General features: G+C 29.1%; 16 protein-coding genes and 1 other annotated feature. Of the genes, 15 read left to right on the top strand and 1 reads right to left on the bottom strand.

Annotated features, from left to right (window positions below):
* Positions 1 to 32: 32 nt before the first annotated feature.
* The 12 genes from M2214_RS16045 (at position 33) to M2214_RS15990 (ending at position 14089) form a co-directional block, all read left to right on the top strand.
* Entirely contained in the window at positions 33 to 227 is a 195-nt protein-coding gene (locus M2214_RS16045) for a hypothetical protein (protein ID WP_248481047.1), read from the top strand.
* 324 nt (positions 228 to 551) lie between these two features.
* On the top strand, positions 552 to 1766 hold the full coding sequence (locus tag M2214_RS16040) for an HD-GYP domain-containing protein (protein WP_248481046.1): 1215 nt from the start codon (positions 552 to 554) through the stop codon (positions 1764 to 1766).
* 71 nt (positions 1767 to 1837) lie between these two features.
* Positions 1838 to 2065, top strand: a binding site (T-box leader).
* Between the two features lie 104 nt (positions 2066 to 2169).
* Positions 2170 to 4113 carry a methionine--tRNA ligase gene (metG, locus tag M2214_RS16035; protein WP_248481045.1) on the top strand — a complete coding sequence of 648 codons (1944 nt, stop codon included), beginning with the start codon at positions 2170 to 2172 and terminating at the stop codon, positions 4111 to 4113.
* Between the two features lie 9 nt (positions 4114 to 4122).
* Positions 4123 to 4890 carry a TatD family hydrolase gene (locus M2214_RS16030; protein ID WP_248481044.1) on the top strand — a complete coding sequence of 256 codons (768 nt, stop codon included), beginning with the start codon at positions 4123 to 4125 and terminating at the stop codon, positions 4888 to 4890.
* A 598-nt stretch (positions 4891 to 5488) separates the two neighbouring features.
* Positions 5489 to 6544 carry a 3D domain-containing protein gene (locus tag M2214_RS16025; protein WP_248481043.1) on the top strand — a complete coding sequence of 352 codons (1056 nt, stop codon included), beginning with the start codon at positions 5489 to 5491 and terminating at the stop codon, positions 6542 to 6544.
* Between the two features lie 289 nt (positions 6545 to 6833).
* On the top strand, positions 6834 to 7370 hold the full coding sequence (rnmV, locus tag M2214_RS16020; protein ID WP_248484895.1) for a ribonuclease M5: 537 nt from the start codon (positions 6834 to 6836) through the stop codon (positions 7368 to 7370).
* Between the two features lie 10 nt (positions 7371 to 7380).
* Complete coding sequence (gene rsmA / locus M2214_RS16015; protein ID WP_248481042.1) at positions 7381 to 8253, top strand: 16S rRNA (adenine(1518)-N(6)/adenine(1519)-N(6))-dimethyltransferase RsmA; 873 nt, start codon at positions 7381 to 7383, stop codon at positions 8251 to 8253.
* A gap of 183 nt (positions 8254 to 8436) precedes the next feature.
* Entirely contained in the window at positions 8437 to 9555 is a 1119-nt protein-coding gene (locus M2214_RS16010) for a hypothetical protein (RefSeq protein ID WP_248481041.1), read from the top strand.
* A 291-nt stretch (positions 9556 to 9846) separates the two neighbouring features.
* The gene (locus tag M2214_RS16005; RefSeq protein ID WP_248481040.1) at positions 9847 to 11415 is read left to right on the top strand and encodes a PAS domain-containing sensor histidine kinase; all 1569 of its coding nucleotides are present in this window, start codon (positions 9847 to 9849) and stop codon (positions 11413 to 11415) included.
* Positions 11416 to 11477: 62 nt separating this feature from the next.
* Positions 11478 to 12383 carry a cation diffusion facilitator family transporter gene (locus M2214_RS16000; RefSeq protein WP_248481039.1) on the top strand — a complete coding sequence of 302 codons (906 nt, stop codon included), beginning with the start codon at positions 11478 to 11480 and terminating at the stop codon, positions 12381 to 12383.
* A 12-nt stretch (positions 12384 to 12395) separates the two neighbouring features.
* Positions 12396 to 13454 carry a hypothetical protein gene (locus tag M2214_RS15995; RefSeq protein ID WP_248481038.1) on the top strand — a complete coding sequence of 353 codons (1059 nt, stop codon included), beginning with the start codon at positions 12396 to 12398 and terminating at the stop codon, positions 13452 to 13454.
* Between the two features lie 347 nt (positions 13455 to 13801).
* Complete coding sequence (locus M2214_RS15990; RefSeq protein ID WP_248481037.1) at positions 13802 to 14089, top strand: hypothetical protein; 288 nt, start codon at positions 13802 to 13804, stop codon at positions 14087 to 14089.
* 314 nt (positions 14090 to 14403) lie between these two features.
* Here M2214_RS15990 and murC read toward each other — a convergent pair whose 3' ends face one another.
* On the bottom strand, positions 14404 to 15750 hold the full coding sequence (gene murC / locus M2214_RS15985) for a UDP-N-acetylmuramate--L-alanine ligase (RefSeq protein WP_248481036.1): 1347 nt from the start codon (positions 15748 to 15750) through the stop codon (positions 14404 to 14406).
* 683 nt (positions 15751 to 16433) lie between these two features.
* Between murC and purR the strand changes: the two genes are divergently transcribed.
* The 3 genes from purR to glmU all read left to right on the top strand — a co-directional run bounded on the left by purR (position 16434) and on the right by glmU (position 19533).
* Positions 16434 to 17255, top strand: coding sequence for a pur operon repressor (gene purR / locus M2214_RS15980; protein ID WP_248481035.1), 822 nt, complete (start codon positions 16434 to 16436; stop codon positions 17253 to 17255).
* A gap of 314 nt (positions 17256 to 17569) precedes the next feature.
* On the top strand, positions 17570 to 17848 hold the full coding sequence (gene spoVG, locus M2214_RS15975; protein ID WP_248481034.1) for a septation regulator SpoVG: 279 nt from the start codon (positions 17570 to 17572) through the stop codon (positions 17846 to 17848).
* 314 nt (positions 17849 to 18162) lie between these two features.
* The gene (gene glmU, locus M2214_RS15970; protein ID WP_305879802.1) at positions 18163 to 19533 is read left to right on the top strand and encodes a bifunctional UDP-N-acetylglucosamine diphosphorylase/glucosamine-1-phosphate N-acetyltransferase GlmU; all 1371 of its coding nucleotides are present in this window, start codon (positions 18163 to 18165) and stop codon (positions 19531 to 19533) included.
* Positions 19534 to 19538: the final 5 nt, after the last annotated feature.

Raw genomic sequence — 19538 nt, 5'->3', positions numbered from 1 at the left:
AAAATATAGATTGTAAAAAGGAGGGTATTATTATGCGTAGGAGAAAAAAGGAAAATAAAACTGGTGTAGAAAAGAGTGCAGAAATTAATGCAAGAGAGGCTACAAAGAGAATGGGATTAGAATATGGAAGTGAGCTTTTAACAGAAGCAGTAGGTACAAAATTTGTAGAAGGACCTAATGCTAGTGAAAAAAGAAGTAAAAAAAATAATAAAACAAAGACTATATAATAAAGAAGAAGCAGATTTCTGCTTCTTCTTTATTATATAGGAAATTATATAGTCTTGAATATATGGATATCATGGATTAAAGATCTATACTTTCAACTAGATGAATTTTTTATATTATTAAGAAACGGAGGAAGTTAGAATTCATTATCTACATGAGCTCTGAAAAAGTATAAAGTAAAATTATACAAAAATAAATGTTTAAATTATAATAAAATAGATATACACTATAAGGAGAAATAATAAAGAGTAAATTGATTACAAATTATTCCAAAAAGTGATATAATATTTATGAATAAAAGTTTAAATAGGGGAGATTAAAAAAGTATGAAGTTCAAGTTTAATGATTTTTTGATTAGTATATCTAAAGTATTAGATTTTATAGAAATAGATATATTGTCGGTAGAGACAAACCATTTAAAGAGAGTTGCTTATGTATCACTAAAACTAGCACAATATTTTAATTTGACTGTAGAAGAGCAAATAGATACAGTATCATTTAGCATACTTCACGATAATGGTCTTACTCAAACTCTATTAAACAACAAAATAAGATATGATGATTTAAAAGAATTTTATTTAAGAGAATCATTTAAAGATCACTGCATTATCGGTGAGAAAAATGTTAGATTGTTTCCCTTTTTAACTAAACATAAAAATATAATAAAATATCATCATGAAACATACGATGGAAAAGGCTTTTTTAAAATAAAAGGAGATAATATTCCATTAATAGCTCAATTTATAGCTTTTGCAGACTATATAGATTTTGTGTTCAAATATAAAAAAGTAGACGATGAAAAGAAAGAAAAGATTATAGAATATATAGAAGATCAAAGAAATAAAAGGTTTAATGCTAAAATAGTAGATGCGTTTGTAGAAATATCAAATGAAGATGGATTTTGGGAATTATTAAATGATGATAATGTAGAAAAAACATTAAAGTCAGAGGTTCCTTTATATGAACAAAACACAGATATAGATGAAATTTTAAAAATTATGAATGTATTTTCAAAGATAATAGATAGCAAGTCTCAATTTACACAAAAACACAGTGATGGATTGGCAAAGAAAATACATAAGATGTGCGAAAACTATGATTATGATCATCATGAGAAAATAAAGCTGGTTATAGCTGGAAAATTACACGATATAGGGAAACTTGCAATACCTATAGAAATACTAGACAAACCCAAAAAACTGGATAATGAAGAACTATTAATAATGAAAAAGCATTCATACTATACTAATATATGTCTTTCTAATATAGATGGCTTTGAGGATATAGCAAGATGGGCATCAAATCATCATGAAAAATTAAACGGAACAGGTTATCCTAAAGGACTTAAAGCAGATGATTTAGATTTTAATTCAAGGCTCGTAGCTTGTCTTGATATATATCAAGCTCTTACAGAAGAAAGGCCATACAAAAAATCATTCTCTCACAAAGAAGCTATAGGTATATTAAAAAGTATGGCGCTAAATAATGAAATAGATGGAGATATTACAAATGATATAGATAAAGTTTTTAAACTAGGCTAGAAATACAATGAATTTACTTGACATTATGAGTATAATTATATAAAATTTTGGTTAAAATGAGATAAATATTTATATAAGCGATGAAAGAAAGAGTAGATAAAGATATCTTCTAAAGAGAGCTATGTAAGGTGAAAGATAGCGTTGAGATCTTTATTGAATATGGCTCTGGAGCTTTTTATTCGAGATGGCATTAGCTTTTAAGATTAAAACGATTAGACCCGTTAAATGTCTACTAAGATACTCGAGTAATTATTTTGAGTAAATTAGGGTGGTACCGTGAGAATATACTCGCCCCTACTATTTAGTAGGGGTGTTTTTTATTTTTAAGCAACGAAGCCCATAGGACTCGTTGGCTATATTAGCTATGCGTTAACATTAAGCGAATTTTAAAGGAGGAAATACAATGTCAAAGGAAACTTTTTATGTTACAACTCCAATATATTATCCTAGTGGGAGACTTCATATTGGACACACTTACACAACAGTAGCAGCAGATGCTATAGCTAGATTTAAGCGTTTTTGTGGATATGATGTAAAGTTTTTAACTGGAACAGATGAGCATGGAGAAAAAATACAAAAAACAGCTAAAGCAAAAGGGTTAAGTGAAATAGAGTACTTAGACAATATAGTAGGAGAAATAAAGGATCTTTGGAAAACTATGGATATATCATATGATGATTTTATTAGAACTACTGAAGATAGACACAAAGATATAGTTCAAAATATATTCACTAAATTGCATGATAAGGGAGATATATACAAGGGTGCTTATGAAGGATGGTATTGTACACCTTGTGAGAGTTTTTGGACTGAAACTCAACTTCTTGAAGGAAATAAATGTCCAGATTGTGGCAGAGAAGTTTATTTAGCAAAAGAAGAGGCTTACTTCTTTAAACTATCTAAGTACCAAGACAGACTTATCAAGTACTTTGAAGAAAATCCAGATTTCTGTTTCCCAGAATCTAGAAAAAATGAAATGTTAAATAACTTCTTAAAAGCTGGACTTGAAGATTTATGTGTTTCACGTACAACTTTTGACTGGGGAATTAAGGTACCTCTTGATAGCAAACATGTAGTTTATGTATGGCTTGATGCTCTTTGCAACTATATAACTGCTTTAGGATACTTAAGCGAAGATGAGACTGAGTACAACAAGTTCTGGCCTGCGGATGTTCATATAGTAGGAAAAGAAATCGTTAGATTCCATACTATAATATGGCCAGCAATACTTATGGCACTAGATCTTCCGCTTCCTAAGAAGGTATACGGCCATGGCTGGATATTATTCGCAAACGATAAAATGTCAAAGTCAAAAGGAAATATAGTATATCCAGAACCTCTAATCGAAAAATACGGTATAGATGCTCTTAAATATTTCCTACTTAGAGAATTCACATTCGGGCAAGATGGAAGTTACACTAACAAAAACTTCTTAACAAGAATAAATTCAGACCTTGCAAATGACATAGGAAATTTAGTAAGTAGAACTGTTGCAATGGTTATAAAATATAGAGAGGGACTACTTCCAAGTCCTAAAACATTAGGAGACTATCACGAACAACTAATAGATATGTCAAGCTCTGCATTTAAAAAAGTAGAAGATGCTATGAATAGACTTCAATTTAGTGAAGCCTTAGAAGAAATATTTAAGGTTGTAAGAAGAAGTAATAAATATATAGATGAGACTATGCCATGGGCTCTTGCTAAAGATGAAGAAAAACAAGATGAACTAGACACAGTATTATACAATCTTACAGAAGCTATAAGAATAGTATCTGTTTTAATAAGCCCATTTATGAATGAAACTTCTAATAAGATATACAAGCAGCTTGGAATAAATGATCAACCTGACATACTTACTTGGGAGAGTACTCATGAATTTGGACAAATAAAAGAAGGAACAAAGGTTTCAAAAGGGGAAGTTTTATTCCCGAGAATTGACATAGAAAAAGAAGTAGAGGAGCTTGAAGCAATGTTTTCAGATGAACCAAAAGTAGAAGAAGTTAAATTAAATCATAAAGAAGAAATAACAATAGATGAATTTGATAAAGTAGAACTTAGAGTAGCTAAAATAATAGAAGCATCAAAACATCCAAAAGCTGATAAACTTTTAGTATTTAAAGTACAACTTGCAAATGAGCAAAGACAGATAGTATCTGGAATAGCAAAGCACTTTAACCCAGATGACTTAGTAGGAAAGCAAGTTATGGTAGTATGCAACTTAAAGCCTGTTAAATTAAGAGGTGTTGAATCTCAAGGAATGATACTATCAGCAGCAACAGATGATGATTCATTACTAGTACTTCCAACTATAGAAGGAATAGATTCTGGTTGTGAAGTAAGATAGAGGTGGAATATGTTATTTGATACACACTCACATATAACTGATAATAGATTTAATGAAGATAGAGAAGAAGTAATTCAAAAAATAAAAGAATCAGGAGTAGAACTTCTTTTAAACCCAGGAGCTGATATTCCATCTTCTTTAAAAGCAGTAGAACTATCTAAAAAACATGACTTCATATACGCATCAGTTGGAGTTCATCCACATGATGTAGAAGACATGGATGAAGGAAGTATAGAAGTTCTAAGAGAACTAGCTAAAAATGAAAAAGTAGTAGCAATAGGTGAAATTGGACTTGATTACTACTACGATCACTCTCCAAGAAACCTTCAAAGAAAATGGTTTGAGGAGCAGATTAAGCTAGCAAATGAACTAAAACTTCCTATAATAATTCATGATAGAGATGCACATCAAGATACTTTAGACATAATAAAGAGTACAAAGAGTGAAGAAATAGGATGTGTACTGCACTGCTATTCTGGAAATGTAGAACTTGCAAAAGAGTACATCAAAATGGGATGCATGATATCAATAGCAGGGCCAGCAACATTTAAAAATAACAAAAAGACAAAAGAGGTAATAAAAGAAATTCCTCTAGAATATCTGTTAATAGAAACAGATTCTCCATATCTTACACCACATCCTCATAGAGGAAAGAGAAACGACTCATCATATGTAAGATATGTAGCTGAAACAATAGCAATAGAAAAGGGAATATCATACGAGAAAGTATGTGAAGTTACAAAAGAAAACGGAAAAAGATTTTTTAATATAAAGTAAACAAAAAGATGGCTATTTTTTAATAGCCATCTTTTTTAGTTAATGGTTAATCTGAAATAAATGGCATTAAAATATCGATAATGTTGTAAATATTTTTAATAAAACTAAGAATTACATCTTATTTAATATCCTAAAAGTTCTGAACTCCCTACCGGTCACACAACGAACTTTTTTAACGTATATTAAAACGCTGTAACTCAAGTTTTATACAAAAATATTTAAATCATTTTCTAACATTTTAATGCCATTTATTTTATAAGTGATAGAGCTTAAATTTAAGATAGATCTAAGAAATATCATTTTACATCGATCATTCCATTAAAATACAAAAAATAAAGGAAATTCCTATTTTGCAAATAATATTATATAAATAAGTAATAATAAACGTCTTAAAAACATATCATAGAAACTAAGGAAAAACACAAACCCCCATTAAAAAAATTTTCAAAACAAAGCATGTATATAAATACAATTAATAGTAAATACTAGAAAAAGACCGAAATCTCAGAAAAAAATTTGACAATATCAAAGAAATCGAATATAATGTATCAAGTCTTTACGGGAGGGTCTTTTCCAACCAAAAAAAGGAGGGATCTATATGAGACTTAAACTTATGAAAATGTTAGAAAATGAGAGAATAACGAAGATTAGACAATCTTTAAAAATTAAGAAAGTATACACTACAGTAATAGCTATAGCATTAGTTATTACATGCACTTCAATATATTACGCACTAGAAAATGATGTCACAGTAACAGTAGATAATAAAAATCAAGAAATACACACTTTTTCAAATACGGTTCAAGAATTGCTAAAAGAGCAAAATATTGAATTAGGTAAAAATGATAAAGTCCTCCCCGATTTAAATTCAAAATTAAAAGACAACATGGATATAACAGTCAAGAGAGCGTTTGAAGTAAATTTAGCTTTAAATGGAGAAACACAAACAATAATAACTACACAAGATACAGTAGATGGGCTGCTAAAAGAAAATAACATACCTGTATCAGAATTGGACAAGGTAATTCCGTCGCTAGATCACAAACTAACTAAAAATGACGAGATAAAAATAGTAAAAGTTGAAGAAAAGTTAGTTACAAAAAATGAAGACGTTGGATATGACGTTGAAACTTTATACGACAATAACCTTGAAATAGGAAAAGTTCAAAAAGTACAAAGTGGATCTTACGGTAAAAAAGAAGTTACTTACAAAGTAAGATACACTGATGGAAAAGAAGAGAGCAGAATCTTAGTTTCTGAAAATATTACACAAGAACCAACTAATGAAATAGTGAAGAAGGGAACTAAAGATTTTATAGTTACATCAAGAGGCGAGACAAAAACATTTAAAAAATCATTAATTGTAAGTGCTAGCGCTTATACAGCTGGATTTGAAAGCACAGGTAAAAGACCTGGAGATAAAGGCTATGGAAAAACATACATGGGAACAACTGTAAGAACAGGAGTTATAGCTGTAGACCCTAAGGTTATACCTTTAGGAAGCAAGGTTTACATACCTAAACTTGGAATGACATGTGTAGCAGAAGACATAGGTGGAGCTATAAAAGGAAATAAGATAGATATATACATGAGCAGCTTATCAAAAGCAAATGCATTTGGAAGAAAAAAACTACAAGTATATGTTCTAAAATAAATTAATATTAAAAGTAAGTATTCCCAATATTATTTTTGTTAAAAATAATATTGGGAATTTTAATTATACATACAGTTAAATTTCGTATATAATTAACATAGAGTTTTGTTCTATATAGGAAACTATATAATTTTCAAATTATTGATAACACTAGTGAAGAACTAGACTTGCAACTATTTTTAAGCAACAGAGTCGTGAGACTTGTTGGCGACATGAGTCAGCGCGTAGCGACTAGACGAATTTTTTTAGGACAAACTTAAACTTAATATAGATTTTAGAGGTGATTAATCTGATAAAAGAAATAATAGTAGTTGAAGGAAGAGATGATGTAACTGCTGTTAAAAAAGCAGTAGATGCTGAACTTATAACAACAGGTGGATTTGGATTTCCAAAAGGAGTCATGAGCAGAATTAAGCAAGCTCAAAAACGAAGAGGGGTTATAATATTTACGGACCCTGATTTTGCAGGTGAAAAAATAAGAAAGAAAATAGCAGCTGAAATACCGGGGTGCAAGCATGCATTCTTGCCAAGAGAAGAAGCTATAAAAGATGGAGATATAGGAATTGAGAATGCATCTGCTAAAAGTATAATAGCAGCTTTAAATAAAGTTAGAACAGAAAACGTACAAAAAAGAGAAGAATTTACTCAAAGAGACTTAGTTAGAAATGGACTTATAGGATTTGAGGATGCATCAAGAAAAAGAGACGAACTTGGAAAAATCTTAGGAATAGGATATGGAAATGCAAAGCAGTTTTTAAGTAGACTAAATAATTATGGAGTAACAAGAGAAGAATTTGAAGAATCACTTAAAAATATAAATAAATAGGAGCGATTACATGGAAAGACTTTCAACATACAGAAATACTAAAGATGTAGTAGAAAAATACGGATTTAAGTTTTCAAAGTCCCTTGGACAAAACTTCTTAATAGATTCTAATATAATAGATAAAATAATAAATGGAGCAAGAATAACTGAAGATGATTACGTAGTTGAAATAGGACCTGGAATAGGTACACTAACTAGAGAAATATCAAAGATTGCTAAAAAAGTAGTAGCAGTAGAGATAGACAAAAAACTTATACCTATACTTAAGGATACATTATCTGATTGTGATAACGTAGAAGTTGTAAACCAAGATGTACTAAAGGTTGATATAAAGGAACTTGTAGAGGAGAAGCTTGATGGAAAACCTATAAAGCTTGTTGCTAATCTTCCTTACTATATAACAACACCTATTGTAATGAAGTTTTTGGAAGAAGATATAGTTGTAAGTGATATAGTAGTTATGGTTCAAAAGGAAGTAGCGGACAGAATGAGTGCAGTTCCATCTACTAAAGATTATGGATCATTATCAGTGGCAGTACAATACTACTCTGAACCTCATATAGTTGCAAAAGTTCCAAGAAGTATGTTTATACCTCAACCTAATGTAGACTCTACAGTAATAGCTTTAAGATCTCACGAGGAGATAAAGCACGATTTAAAGGATAAAGATCTATTCTTTAAAGTAGTAAAGGCGGCCTTCTCAAAGAGAAGAAAGACTATATTAAACGCAATAAGCTCATACGATATAGATCTTTCTAAAGAAGAAGTAAATCAAGTGCTAGAAGAAGCATCAATAGATGCTAAAAGAAGAGGAGAAACTCTATCTATAGATGAGTTTGCTAATCTAGCTAATAAAGTATATGATAAATTAAATGATAAATAATTAAATATTATTATTAGCCGAGCAATGAAGCTCATTGAAATAAAGCTATTTAGCTAACGTTTCAATGAGCTTCATTTTTAATTTTTTAATTAATCCAATAAAAAACAATTAATATGTATGCATCTTATTCCTCCTAAAAACATATAAGTAGTAATATAGATTTATTTTAATGGGGGGATAGCGTTGAGAAAAAGATATAAAAGAGACTATATGATATTAGAATCAAAAGACCCATCATTTAGATTAAAAGAGAGAATATCACCTAAAGCATTTGCGAAAATTGAGACAAGAGAAGAAAAAATAAACATAATGATTTACGTTGAAAATGTAAAGTACGTTAAATCGGGGTATAGAATAATTTTAATACAAGATGATTTAACTACAAAGGATATAGGAAGAGTTCTAGTAAATGAAAGCGGTAAGGGAGAATTTAAAATAAATTTTGATGAAAATGACTTAGAGGTAAAGAGTATAGCGCTAACACATGAAAACAATATACCTTTAATAGGATTTAAAGGTAAGGTTATAGACAATTACGAAGAACTTATAAGTCAAAATATAAAAAGAGAAGAATCTGTAGTTGAAGACTTAAATAAAGAAGATGAAATAGAGATAGTACTTGAGCCAAGAAAAGAAAGAATAGAGGTTGTGCTGGAGGACAAAGAAGAAGTTAAAGAAAAAGTTAAAGAAGAAAGAATAGAGATAAGCGAAGAAGATACAGAAATTAGACAAGAAGAAGTAGAAATAAATGAAAACGTTGAAGAAAACAAAGATGAAAAAAAAAAAAACGAAGAAGAAATTCCTTATTCGCAAGAAGAAAAGAGAGAAGAAAAAATAGATCATAGTCAATATGAAGATACAGACAGAAAAAAATGCAGTCCAAAAGAATACCTTATACCTAGAAAACTAAAAAAATTATTAAACAAACATAAAGAAGTAAAACCATTTATAAAAGATATAGATAACACTAGATGGTGGAGAATGGATATAAATCCTCTAACTATGTGCAGCTATATAATGCCTTATCTTGGATATATAAATTATATAAATTATACTATATATTCAGATGTAACTTCTTTATCATATAAATATAGACACTATATATTTGGAATAAAATATAGCTGTGATGGAAAGAGAAAATATTATATCTATGGAATACCTGGAAGACGTAATGAACAACCAGATGAAGGTGAGACTGGTTTTTGTAACTTCATACCATGTGATGACAAAAATAAAACATATGGATACTGGATATGCTGCATAGATTGTAAAAGCAGATTAATAGCAGTACCAGATAAATAGAATAAATTTTAAAATACGGTAATTGACTTTATCAATATAGAAAGTCAGTTACCGTATTTTTTTTATAGACTAAGGGATTATAAAATTTTCGCTTTGAGAATAACCTTGATGAAAGAGGTATACTCATAGCTATTTTGAGCAACGGAGCCCGTAGGACTCGTTGGCGACATTAGCCATACGACAGCATGAAGCGAATTTTAAATATATTATTCAAATTAGTTTTTATTTCAAATGAAGAATGATATAATAATTACTTGGATGAATATGGATAAAAAGAAGGGCTGAGAATATATGAAATGTTTTTTCAATAATAAAAAAAAATATTTTTTAATTATTTTAGGCATTTTATTTAGTGTTATATGCTATTATATGTTATTTCAAGCTATAACATATAATAAAAATGTTATGATAAAGCTAAATAATGAGAAACTACACTCTATAGTCAGCCAAATAAATCTTTATTTACAAGAGAAAGAAAAATATTTAAAGGTTCTAAAAGAAAATTATAATCCTATGAAATCTGAAAATTACAAATCTAATATAAAAGAAATAATATTGGATATAATAAAACAAGAAGAAAATATAGAAGGAATAGGAATAATAAATAATAAAGGAATAGTTACAAGTTATATAGGAAGAAGTAGACTACTACAAAAATCTCAACGTAATAAGCCGGTAATAGATCAAGAATATGTAAGTGATATTACATCAAGAGAAATTACCTTAGATTATATAGAAAGTATTGAAACATATAAAAAATGTATAACAATATTAAGTCCTTACAAACATGAAGATAATGAGATTATATTTTTTATAAATATAAGCTCTCAGAAAATATTTTCAATTTTAGATAGTTATCCTATGGATAATAATGAATATTTATTTGTTATAGATGATGACAACAATGTACTAGATAGGTTTAGAATGAATAAAGAAATAATAGTTTATGAAAATAATAAGATAAAAAAAGATATTGAAGAAGAGTTAAAACATAATAAAAATGGATATATAAAAGATATAATAAGTATTAATGGAGAAAAAAATATAATTTCATATAAAAAAATAAACAATTCTCCTTGGACTGTGTTATATGTTAAAAATACACCTAAAGCATACATACCTTTGATTAAAAAGTTTACAATAAACTTAACTATATTGATATTTATTGGGATGATAATATATCTAATCGTGAAGATGTATTTCCTTCAAATGAAAAGAGAGCAGGACTTTTGGGTATATAAGATGGAAAGAATGGAGATGTTAATTCAAATATCTACGGGAATTGCTCATGAAATAAGAAATCCGTTATCTACGATTAAAGGATATATTCAAATTAATCACGCTAAAAACCCAGATGATTTATCATATGCTGCAATAAATGACTTACAAAAGATAGAGAATACATTAAACAAATCTTTAAATCTATCAAGACTTTTAAACGAAAATAAAAACTCTTATCACCCTCATGAGATAATAGAAGAAATACATTATTTAATAGAGGCGGTGGCACTTTTAAGGGATGTTGATATAGAATATAATATAGATGAATCTCTGCCTAAAATTGGTTTTCCAAAGGATTATCTTAGATTTATTATATTAGATATAGTTCAACATGTAATAAAAGCTCAGGGTAAGAATGGAATAGTTGAAATTAGCATTCAAAAAATTAACAAAAAACATATACAATTTAGTATAAATAGCAACAAGTACAAAAGAGCTAGAGATAAAGGAATGAATAAAAACTTTATTAATATGGTTAGAAAAATGATTGAATTGCACAAAGGAAATACGGATAATATTACAGATGAAGATGGTAAAAACAAAATATATATAAATATACCATTTGACTCAAATCAATAATACTAATATATGGGTATTTGGCTTACAAAGTTGAATACTCATTATCAGATTAGGAGGATATTATGGAAACAAGATACGAAGAATCAACAAGCGTCACCATAAAATCTATAATAATAAATATAATATTAACAGTTATAAAGCTACTGGCAGGTTTTTTTGGAAACTCCAATGCAATGCTTGCAGATGGAATGCATTCAGCTTCTGATATAGCTACATCTGTAGGAGTTTTGATTGGAAATAAAATATCCAAAAAACCAGATGACAGTGAGCACAATTACGGTCATGAGAAGGCTGAAACCCTAGTTGCATTCGTTCTATCATTAATTCTATTATTTGTTGGAGCTGAGATAGGGATTAATTCGTTTAAGCTTTTATTCAATTTAGATCAGGTCAAAGTACCGAATATGCTTCCATTAATAGTAGGAATTATATCTATCTTTTTTAAAGAGTACCAGTATCATATAACGATAAAGGTAGCAAATAAGATTAACTCACCATCTCTTAAGGCCGACGCATGGCATCATAGATCAGATTCTTTATCAACTATAGGAGCTTTGATAGGAATAATAGGGTCTATGCTTGGATTTAAGGTTTTAGATCCACTTGCAGGGGTTTTAGTATCGTTATTTGTAATAAAAGTTGGTATAGAAATATTAATGTCATCATCTAATGAACTTATGGACTACTCTATAGAAAAGGAAGAAAAAGATAAGCTTAACAAAATAGCTATGGATACTGAAGGAGTTTGCAATGTTAAAAGTTTCAAAAGTAGGCGCCATGGCGCCATGGCATATATAGACCTAACAATATGCGTAGATGGAAAAATCACTGTATTTGATGGTCATGAAATAGCACATAACGTGGAAGAAAATATAATAAATAGCTCAGATAACATAAAAGCTGTTATAGTCCACGTTGAACCAAAGATGGATGGATGTAAAAAATGCAATCATAAGACTATAATGTAATGAGGTGATATAGTGAATAAAAAAGTTATAAAATCGATGCTAATATTTGCAGGAATAGCATTTTTATTAACCTTTTTCATAACTAGCTTAATGACTAAAGAAAAAGAAGAACAAGAACAAGTAACTACAACATTAAAGCAAGAAGTAAATCTTATGAACTCGCTGTTAAAAAAGCAAAACATCAAACTATCAAACAACAATATGAAAGACATAACAATAGAAGAAGACTATTTAAATGATTTCAAATACTATATTCAAAAAAGTGAAAAAATAGAAAAAGCTGATTTTGATGAAGTAGTTATTGGATCTTCAGATGATATAAAATTCAGTACAGATTTTAACTATATAAAGATAATGAACAATGATGATACTCAATACTTTGATATATCAGATAAACAAACAAAAGGATTACAAATCCTTATAGACAAAGCTATAAATACATCATTTGATACTATAAAAAAAATTCAAGATATCAATGAAGTTCAAATATCTTATAAGGACAAGCAAAAACAAATTGATAATATAAAAGAATTCAATGGTAAAATACATAAAAAATCAAATATAAGCGAGTACAAAGCATCAAAACTTATGGATGAGGTTAAAGAAAACTTCGACATAAACATAAAATTAGAGAACTATGAAATATATGCAAAAACACTAGGAAAAACAGGTCTTGGAATATACTATAAAGACTATACTGCATACTATGAAATAGATGATTCATTATACAATTATTTATGTGATATATTATTCATATCAAAGAACGATAATGAATCAGATGATGCAGGTTATGAATGGGTTCAAACAATAAAAGTAGAAGATAAGATAAATGATATAGAAGAAGAACTCGAAGGAGAACTAAAGGACGAGCTAGTAAGATATTTATTTAGTGAAATCAAAGAACCAGTTGAATTTAAAGATTATGAATTTGAAAGATACCACCTTAAGCTTAAAGGTGAGTCAAAAGAGCAGGACATAACAGTATATGAGAATCATATAAAAGTGAATGATAAATATTATAAAATAAATGGAGCAGATTTAATTGTAGATTCTGTGATTAATAATATGTAAATAAAAGATATCTTAAAAGTATAATTTCATAAGTGTATTAGAGGTTAAGCGAAAAATGAAGCTCATCGAAATACCGCTACTTAATTAATGTTTTAATAAAACTATAGATTCTGCTTTATAAAATATCCTAAAACTTCTTAAACTCCCTACGGTTAAACAAAGAAGTTTCTTAACGAATATTTTAACAGCACAATCTAAGTTTTATGGAAAAACATTAACTCAAAAGTAGCTAACATTTCAATGAACTTCATTTTTTTTACTGATTCCTACCTTGATGGAGTAGTTGATAAAACAAAGTTGTTTTCAAAATGGAAAGATATATCTGCAAAAAGGAGGACTGAAATGATTTGAAACTTAGACACACTATATTATGTATACTTGCAATCATAGCATTACCGCTTTATTTTTCCCCTTGGATTTTGGACCCGCATGAAGCATTAGATTTTTATATGATTGCTGCTTTTTGGTTTATGGTTGCATGGCTAATTTTAGTAGTGCAATTGTTTCTGGTTATAAAGTTAAAACTCAAGGATAATCCTAATTGGAAGTATCATTTAGTAGTTTCTATTTTTATCTTAATAAGTTACTGCGGACTATTTATTGGATTATGTAATAACTACATAATGACTATATAACATTAACAGTTATACTAAATATATATTTTGTTTCCTAAGCGTAGCTAACACAACTTATATAAAAAAGGATTATAATAATCTGCGACAGCAGCAGGATAATTAAAAAAAGATGGTTATTAAAATGTTAGCGTATGATTTAAATATTTTTCTATAAATCTTGTATTATGGCGTTTAAATATCCGTTAAGAAAGTTCGTTGTCTGAGTGAAGCGAGTTTAGAACTTTTAGGATTTTAATAAGGCATAATACTTAGATTTATAAAAATATTTAACACACTAGCGGTATTTTAATAACCATCTTTTTGCGTATCATGGATTATATTAATTTATCTGCAACCTCATATATACTTCCAGCTCCAGTAGTTATAACCACATCGTCCTTCTTAACATTATCTCTTATATAATCAGCAATATCATTAAAATCTTTTATATAAATAACGTTCTCATTATGCTCCTTGATCTTCTCAACTAAATCCTTAGAATGAATAGACCCATCGTTTTTTTCTCTTGCTGCATATATATCAGTTATTATAACGAAAGAAGCATCATTAAAAGAAGTTGCGAACTCATCTAAAAGAGAAGAAGTTCTAGTATAAGTATGTGGTTGGAATATGCACCATAGATTTCCTTCGCACATATTTTTAGCTGCTGCTAAAGTAGCCTTAACCTCTGTTGGATGATGAGCATAATCATCTATTATAGTAGCTTCATTATAAGTGCCTTTGTATTCAAATCTTCTTCCAACACCCTTGTATTTGCATATGTTATCTCTTATAGTATCTACATCAATGCCAGAAACTAAAGATGCACATATAGCAGCTGTTGCATTGTATATATTGTGAAGTCCTGGGACACAAAGATTGAATTTTCCAAGATCTTTACCATCAAGTGAAAGAGAGAATGAGCCATGGCCAAACTTATTAAATGAAACATTATCAATAATCATATTATTATCACTTGATTTTCCGTATCTTATAATATTAGAATTTAAGCCGTCTAGAACATCTATACAGTTTATATCATCACCATTTACTACAAAGTAACCATCATCAGGAAGAAGCTTTCCGAACTTATTAAAAGAATCTTTAACATCATCAAGACCATCAAAATAATCCAGGTGATCTGCCTCTATATTTAGAACAATAGACACCTTAGGATTGAAATTTAAGAAGCTATCAACATATTCACAAGCCTCAGTAATGAAGTTTTCTGAATTGCCTATTTTGACATTGCCTCCTATATCCTTTAAATTACCACCTACAAGTATTGTAGGATCCAGATTAGAATACTCAAAAATCACAGACAGCATAGAAGTAGTACTAGTTTTTCCGTGAGTTCCCGATACCGCTATAGGATTTTTGTAATCTTTCATTATTTGACCCAAAAACTCAGCTCTAGATAAAGTTTTTATGCTTTTAGAACGAGCTTGATTAAGTTCCTCGTTATCATCACTTATAGCAGCTGTATAAACTACTAAATTTATATCATCAGTTATGTTTTCTTTTTTATGGCCAACGAATACACTCATGCCTTGCTCTCTTAAATTGTTCACAGTATCTGAATCTTTAAAATCAGAACCAGAAACTACATATCCTTTATTTAAGCATATCTTAGCTAGTGCGCTCATGCTTATTCCGCCTATTCCTATAAAGTGTACATGCATCTAAAATCATCTCTCCTTAATAACTAATATTGTGTTATAATATAAAAGTCTTTATCTAAAAAAATTAAAATGAAGACTTTTAAAGAATATAATAAATCGATAAAATGAATATGATTTACATTTATTTGAAATAATTACAAATAATAAATTATATCTATTACTATTAATATGAATAAAACATAAATTCTATTATAACATAATAATATATTTTATCCCTAAGAAAATCATATAATTTTTGAATTTTGGATAACTTTGATTGAAAACCTATATTTGCAACTATTTTAAGCAACGAAGCCCGTAGGGATCGTTGGCGATATGAGTCAGTGCGTAGCAACTAGACGAATTTTTTTATTCTATAGGAAACTATATGACTTTGAATCTGTGGATAGCGTTGGTTGAAAAACTATACTTGCAACTATTTTTGAGCAACGGAGCCCATTAGGGATCGTTGGCGACATGAGTCACCGCGAAGCGAGTAGACGAATTTTTTTATTCTATAGGAAACTATATGACTTTGAATCTGTGGATAGCGTTGGTTGAAAAACTATACTTGCAACTATTTTTGAGCAACGGAGCCCATTAGGGATCGTTGGCGACATGAGTCACCGCGAAGCGAGTAGACGAATTTTAGTGGTTGAGTTGTATAAATTTATTGTTCAAAACAATTTAACGGGAGGTAGTATATGAAATTTAAAAGAACTGAAAGAATAGGAGCCATAGTTAAAATACTTTCAGACAATCCAAATAAAGTATTCACGCTAAGCTATTTTACTGAAAAGTTTAATGCAGCAAAATCAACTGTAAGTGAAGATATATTGGTCGTAAAAAATGTATTTGAAAAACTAGATTTAGGTAAAGTTATAACAATAGCAGGAGCTGCAGGTGGAGTTAAATATATTCCAAAAATATCAGCTAAAGATAATGAAGTATTTTTAAATGAACTGTGTAAACAAATAGATGATCCATCTAGAATACTATCAGGAGGATTCTTATACCTAATAGATCTTATATACAGCCCGGAGATATCATCTAAAATAGGAAAGATATTTGCGTCATATATAGATTATAGCGAAGCTGATTATGTAGTTACAATAGAGACAAAAGGTATACCTATGGCACTTATGACAGCAAAAGCTATGAATCTACCTCTTCTTATAATAAGAAAGGATACAAAGGCCTCAGAAGGTTCATCTCTTAACATAACATATGTATCAGGAAGCAAGAATATAGTACAAACTATGACACTTCCTAGAAAGGCCTTAAAAGAAGGATCTAAAGTAATACTAATAGATGACTTTATGAGAGGTGGAGGAACATTAAAAGGTATGCAAGACCTTATGAACGAATTTAATGCACAAGTTATAGGAAAAGGAGTTTTAATATCTACAACTAGTCCTAATGAAAAACTTGTAAAAGATTACGTATCTTTAATAGATTTAAATGAAATAGACGAATTAAACGGAGTTATAAACGTTGAACCTAATAAAAACTTTATAATGGATTAATCAAAAAAATACAATTCTTATGAGAATTGTATTTTTTTGATTAAAAAAAGAAACAATTAAATAAAGTGTGAGAATTAGTAAGGTTCACATAAAATTTGTAAAAAAATTAAAAGGGAATTGAAAAAGTTTGTAGAATATATTACCATAGAATATATTACCATATAAGATATTAACAATAATGTAACTTTTTACAATGAGTAGGGAATTATATTCACATTTAAATTGTAGTTAAGTATAATCTCCGTTACGAATTATAAAAAAGTATACATTTAAAACATTCAGAGGAAGACTTTTTATAAAGGGGAGTGGGTATTTTGGAAATAACAGACGTTAGGGTAAGAAAGATAACAGATGATGGAAAAATGAAGGGGATTGTATCTGTAACTTTCAATAATTTATTCGTTGTACACGATATAAAAATTATAGAAGGTCAAAATGGTCTTTTTATAGCTATGCCAAGTAGAAAGATAACAGAAGGAGAGTTTAGAGATATAGCTCATCCTATTAATTCTCATATGAGACAAGTACTTCAAGACAACATACTAAATGCTTACGAAGAAGCTTTAGCTAAAATGGAAGTTGCGATGGAATAATATAAAATTGATAAATATACTTATACTTTTAAGACTAAGTCTTAATAGTATAAGTATTTTTTTTAGTTTTTTAAATGTATCTATATACAATATATTATAAAAAATGACATTTTGTATAACTTAGATTAAGAAACTATAATTTTAACGTAAACATGAGCTATACGTTGGTATAGAGGGAATTTTTAAAAAATTTAAAATCGAACGAAATATATAATATCCATTATTTTATATCGTATTATTATGTACTTTTTGGACAAAAAATGCTATAGTATTTAAGTGAAAGTGATACACTAATATGTACATGAGGTGAAATTATGAATTTGAAATCTATAATACTTGCTGCTGGTAAGGGGACTAGAATGAAATCTAAGATTCCTAAAGTACTGCATAAAGTATGTGGAACTGAAATGGTAAATCATGTTATAAATATAGCTGTGAAGGCTGGATGCACTGAGAATGTAGTAATTCTGGGACATGAAGCTGAAATGGTTAAAGACAACTTGAAAAATAACGTAGAAACTGCTATACAAGAGCAGCAGCTAGGAACAGGACATGCTGTTATGATGGCTAAAGATCATATAAAAGAAGATGACAAAATAGTAGTTTTATGTGGAGACACACCTCTTATAAAAGAGTCTACTCTACAAAGACTATTTGATTATCACAAAGAAAATAAATGCGTTGCAACTGTTTTAACTACAAAAGTAGACAATCCTACAGGATATGGAAGACTAATAAGAGATGATAATAAAGATGTATTAAAGATAGTTGAGCAAAAGGACGCGACAGAAGAAGAAGCAAAGGTTAATGAAATAAACTCTGGCATATACTGCTTCAATGGAAAAGAGCTTAAAATGAGCTTATCTAAGATATCTAACAATAACAATCAGGGTGAATACTATCTTACGGATGTGATAGAAATCTTAAAGAATGAAGGTCATAAAGTAGGAGCTTATGAAGGATCTACTATAGAAGAACTAATGGGTGTAAACTCAAGAGTACACCTTCAAAGAGCAGAAAATATACTAAAAAATAGAATTAATGAGTACCATATGGAAAATGGAGTTACGATAATAGATACTAATAATACATATATAGAATGCGATGTTAAAATAGGAATGGATACTATAATATATCCGGGGACTATAATAAAGGGAAATACGACAATAGGAGAAGATTGTACAATAGGAACTAACTGTAGAATCGAGAATTCTTCAATAAATAACAATGTAGAAATTCAATCATCTACTATAATTGACAGCACTGTTGGAAATAATACAACAGTTGGACCATATGCATACTTAAGACCTAAGAGCTCAATAGGTGAGAATGTAAAGATAGGAGATTTTGTAGAAGTTAAAAATTCTACAATAGGAGATAATTCAAAAGCATCTCACTTATCTTACATAGGAGATGCAAGTGTTGGTAAAAATGTCAACATAGGATGTGGAGTAGTTTTTGTGAATTATGATGGCAAAAATAAGTTTAAGTCCGTTGTTGAAGATAACGCATTCATAGGATCTAACTCTAACTTAGTAGCACCTGTTACAGTTAAAGAAAAAGGTTATGTAGCGACAGGATCTACTATAACAGATGATGTTCCAAGTGGATCTTTATCAATCGCAAGAGCAAGACAAGTGAACAAAGAAGGTTGGGTAGATAAAAAAGGCATATTAAAAAAATAATTATA

The sequence above is a fragment of the Tepidibacter aestuarii genome, from assembly GCF_934924865.1.
Classification (GTDB): Bacteria; Bacillota; Clostridia; order Peptostreptococcales; family Peptostreptococcaceae; genus Tepidibacter_A; species Tepidibacter_A aestuarii.
This window is presented reverse-complemented; position numbering and strand designations above follow the sequence as displayed.